This window comes from Photorhabdus sp. RM323S, assembly GCF_042879375.1.
Lineage (GTDB): Bacteria > Pseudomonadota > Gammaproteobacteria > Enterobacterales > Enterobacteriaceae > Photorhabdus > Photorhabdus tasmaniensis.
The window spans coordinates 1-1,163 of record NZ_JBHFKZ010000155.1; the positions used below are offsets into that span (position 1 = coordinate 1).

The 1,163-nt window shown below is 51.1% G+C and carries 1 protein-coding gene and 2 pseudogenes; all 3 read left to right on the plus strand.

Annotation, left to right across the window (positions count from 1 at the left end):
• Positions 1 to 15: 15 nt before the first annotated feature.
• Positions 16 to 606 (plus strand): annotated as a pseudogene (locus ACGF7G_RS22370) (contractile injection system protein, VgrG/Pvc8 family); the annotation flags it as partial.
• 13 nt (positions 607 to 619) lie between these two features.
• The gene (locus ACGF7G_RS22375) at positions 620 to 793 is read left to right on the plus strand and encodes a phage baseplate assembly protein V (RefSeq protein WP_387468478.1); all 174 of its coding nucleotides are present in this window, start codon (positions 620 to 622) and stop codon (positions 791 to 793) included.
• A pseudogene (locus tag ACGF7G_RS22380) lies at positions 790 to 1,163 on the plus strand (type VI secretion system tip protein VgrG); the annotation flags it as partial. The gene ACGF7G_RS22375 and the pseudogene ACGF7G_RS22380, both read left to right, overlap by 4 nt.

A 1,163-nucleotide genomic window follows, 5' to 3' on the forward strand; every position in this document is an offset into this window, starting at 1 on the left:
AGGGCACCGGATACGTTGATCTACAACCCAGATGTCACCGACGCAACAGATGAAAATGTTATCTCCGGATGGTCTCTTGGCTCCCACATGCGCCCTGAATCCATCACTCAAAAAGACCGGAATTACCACAACCCCAATTATGCTTTGCAGCATAACGCCACCGATTATGAAGCAGAAAATAGCACGCCATTTCACATTTTCGAAAGTTACGGGCGTTTTCTGAAAAACAAAGAGGGCATTCCGTTTACCCAGTACCGGCTGGAAGCCCTGCGGACGGACAGCAAATCAGGGCAAGCGGAGAGCAATTGTATTCGATTAATGCCGGGCAGGATCTTCAAATTAACCCACCACCCGATTGATACCATGAATGACCGCTGGCAAGTTGTCTCTTGCCAACATCAAGGGTACGTCCCTGCCGCTTTAGGTGATAACGGCACCGGCACCACCCTCCATTCCCAGACCCGGTTTATTCCCGGCCGCAACGACTGGCGTCCCCCCTACCGCTATAAACCGCTGGCGGACGGTGATGAAGTCGCCACGGTGGTCGGGCCCGGCACAGAAGAAATCTACGTCAATAAAGAGGGGGCGGTTCGCGTTCACTTCCACTGGAACCGCTATGATGCGCCGGACGACCAGGCTTCCTGCTGGGTACGGGTGGCACAAGGGCAACGGATTTGGCTTTCTGGCGACACCGCGAGTCGGTCAGGAAGTGATTATTTCCTACCTCAACGGCGATATTGACCGCCCGATTATTACCGATGCACCTATAACGCACTTAACCGTCCGCCGTTGAATTTACCGGCGGAAAAGACCCGTACCACATTCAGAACCAAAACCCACAAAGGAAATGGCTTTAACGAATTGCGTTTTGAGGATGAAAACGGCAGCGAGGAAGTGTTTATTCATGCACAACGGGATATGAATACGCAGGTTCTCCGGGATAAAACCACGCAGATAAACCATGACCAGAAAACAGACGTTGCGCATAACCGCACGGTGATAATTAAACACGATGACGACGAAGCTGTGCAGGGCTGCCAGACGCTGGAAGTTAGCAAAAATCAAACGGTGACCATTAAAGGCCAGCAAGCCATTTCAATTGGTAAAAGCCATCAATTGAACGTCGCCGATAATCAGCAAATTACCGTGGGTAAACATATCAC